Source organism: Planktothrix sp. FACHB-1355 (assembly GCF_014748295.1).
Classification (GTDB): domain Bacteria; phylum Cyanobacteriota; class Cyanobacteriia; order Cyanobacteriales; family Aerosakkonemataceae; genus Aerosakkonema; species Aerosakkonema funiforme_A.
This window is the reverse complement of sequence record NZ_JACJUP010001077.1, coordinates 1-2,425: the sequence shown is the minus strand read 5'-3', so window position 1 is coordinate 2,425 and position 2,425 is coordinate 1. Positions and strand designations below refer to the sequence as shown.

At 38.8% G+C, this 2,425-nt stretch carries 2 protein-coding genes; one reads left to right on the top strand and one right to left on the bottom strand.

Going from position 1 to position 2,425, the window contains the following annotated elements; all coding sequences use genetic code 11:
• Nucleotides 1-233 precede the first annotated feature (233 nt).
• Entirely contained in the window at nucleotides 234-590 is a 357-nt protein-coding gene (locus H6S82_RS29195; protein ID WP_190465235.1) for a hypothetical protein, read from the bottom strand.
• A gap of 261 nt (nucleotides 591-851) precedes the next feature.
• Between H6S82_RS29195 and H6S82_RS29190 the strand changes: the two genes are divergently transcribed.
• Complete coding sequence (locus tag H6S82_RS29190; protein ID WP_190465236.1) at nucleotides 852-2,240, top strand: NB-ARC domain-containing protein; 1,389 nt, start codon at nucleotides 852-854, stop codon at nucleotides 2,238-2,240.
• Nucleotides 2,241-2,425: the final 185 nt, after the last annotated feature.

The following is a 2,425-nucleotide window of genomic DNA, read 5'->3' as shown; positions in this document are numbered from 1 at the left end:
CGTAGTCGCAGTAGTCAGGCGGTGCTAAATCTTATTTCTCGTATTTTGAGCGAACAAAGATTAGAGAGTCTGCAAGGTTGTTTAGTAGTTGCAGATGAAGTACAGACACGAATTCGCCGTCCACCTAGTTAATTCAAACAAGAGCGATACGCCTAACGGCACACTTCGTGAACGCACATATTTTGGGTAAGGTGCGATCGCTCTTTCCTGCATAGTTAAAAATAAGTTACTTGTTATGGTAGACCAGTGCAAGGCAAAGCAGGAGAATCACTTAGTTGAGCTTGTGTTCGATCCATCAAGCATTGAGCGGCTGGGCAATTATTCATTAAGTCTGTCATAGTAGCACCACCCCTACACTTAGCATTTGGCGGTATGATAATTGTATTGCCTTGGCCTGGACATGGTGCCCAACGTGATGATGAATAGAAACAAAGAGTCTGTCCGGTATCAGGATTTGTGTATGTTTGTGGAGAAACAACTTGTCCCCAAGGGCTACTTTGTGCAAACACTCTCAAGTGAATATTTCCAATAATAGCTCCACCAAAGCTGAGAGAAGTTGCTATGGCTAATATGCTTAGGGTTTTCTTCATTTTGTCACCATTAGATTTAGGTTTTATATTCGGATGCAGAACAGATTAGTCTTAGTTGACAATTAGATCTGACCTGTTTACTAAATAATGGAATGATCCTAATTTGGATTTTGTGTCTAACAGGCAATTTTGTCCAGTCGGTAAAAGTCGGATTTCGTAGGAACTTTTCCAACACAAACAGGCCGGAAAAAGTCGGAAAAAGTTGCCGAAGTCGGATAAAGTAGGATTATAATAGTGAAAATACCGACATTTACCTGACTAATGGACATTAAAGAAATGTTAAAAATAGCCGATCGCCTAATTTTCACTAAAACAGGGAAACATCTAGACGATCTGCAAGAAGCTGTCTTACGGGGAACGGTGCAAAATCAGAAATACTCGAAAATAGCAGAACAGTTTAATTGCACAGAAGGTCACGTTAAGGATATCGCTTCTGAACTTTGGAAGGTATTATCAGATGTATTAGGAGAAGATGTCAGTAAGTCGAATTTTCGCTCTACAATGCAAAGGTGTCGGTTCTCTAACGTTTCATCAGTTTCATCAAATTTTGCACAAGACTTTGTAGCTATTGGTAACATTAACCTTTGTCCAAAACCTTTGCCACCTCCAGAAGTCGCACAAGATCGATCGCACCAAGTTAAAAACCCGGTTTCTCAAAGAAACCGGGTTTTTGTAGATGATGCACCGGATCTCGGCAATTTCTACGATCGCACAGAAGAACTAGCTATCCTAGAAAAATGGATAGTGCAAGAACGCTGTCGCCTCGTCGCACTTGTAGGGATAAGTGGGATCGGGAAAAGTGCGATCGCAGTTCAGCTACTAAAGCAAATTCAAGATAAATTTGATTGTGTGATATGGCGCAGTCTGTGCGAAAAACCACCACTAGAATTAATCCAAAAAGAACTAATTGAATTTTTATCTAATCAACCCGAAAGTGAATTATCAGGTAGTGGAGAAAATAAGCGATCGCAATTAATAGAATATCTGCGAAAGCAACGTTGTCTGATCGTATTCGATGATGTACATCATATTTTTAGTAAAGGACAATTAGCTGGTTGCTATGAACCTGGATATGAAGATTATGGATTACTCTTTAAAAGATTAGGCGAATTATATCATAATAGTTGCTTGTTGCTGCTTAGTTGGGATAAACCGAGAGAAATTGTGGCATTGGAAGACCCAGATAAATTAGTGCGATCGCTACAATTAAATGGTTTGGGTATCGCAGCAAGGGAAATCCTCAAAGAGAAAGGTTTGGCTGATGAAAATAAATGGGAAGAATTGATTAACCTTTACCAAGGTAATCCATTATGGTTAAAAATAGTAGCAACGCTAATTAAAGATTTGTGCGGTGGGAGAGTGGCTGAATTTCTCAAATATGATGCCCTATTTGTCAGTGAAGATTTGAAAGATATATTCGATCGGCAGTTTAGTAGGTTATCAGATTTAGAAAAACAGGTAATGTCTAGATTAGCGATTGAAAATGAACCGATTTCTATATATCAATTGTTAAATGGTATGCAGATATCGCCTTCCGAGTTATTCAAGGTAATGCAATCCTTGGGAAGACGTTGTTTGCTGGAAAAGAAAGAAAATGGCGAGACAATTTTTAAGTTGCAAGCTGTGGTGAAGCAATATGTGAAAAATTAATGGTAAATTGGGATGAGTGATAATATTAATATATGCAGCTAAGGAGAAAAGCAATGATCGCTACTGCCGAAGTCTCAAATGTATCAAAAATCTTTACCTTAGAAGATTATATGCTCAATCCGCCCGATAATACAGAATGGGTGGATGGGCAATTAGTGGAGAAAAATAACATCACAGCAAAACAT

Coding starts and splice junctions, on each gene's coding strand:
- H6S82_RS29195 (WP_190465235.1), bottom strand. CDS start 590: ATGAAGAAAACCCTAAGCATATTAGCCATAGCAACTTCTCTCAGCTTT.
- H6S82_RS29190 (WP_190465236.1), top strand. CDS start 852: ATGGACATTAAAGAAATGTTAAAAATAGCCGATCGCCTAATTTTCACT.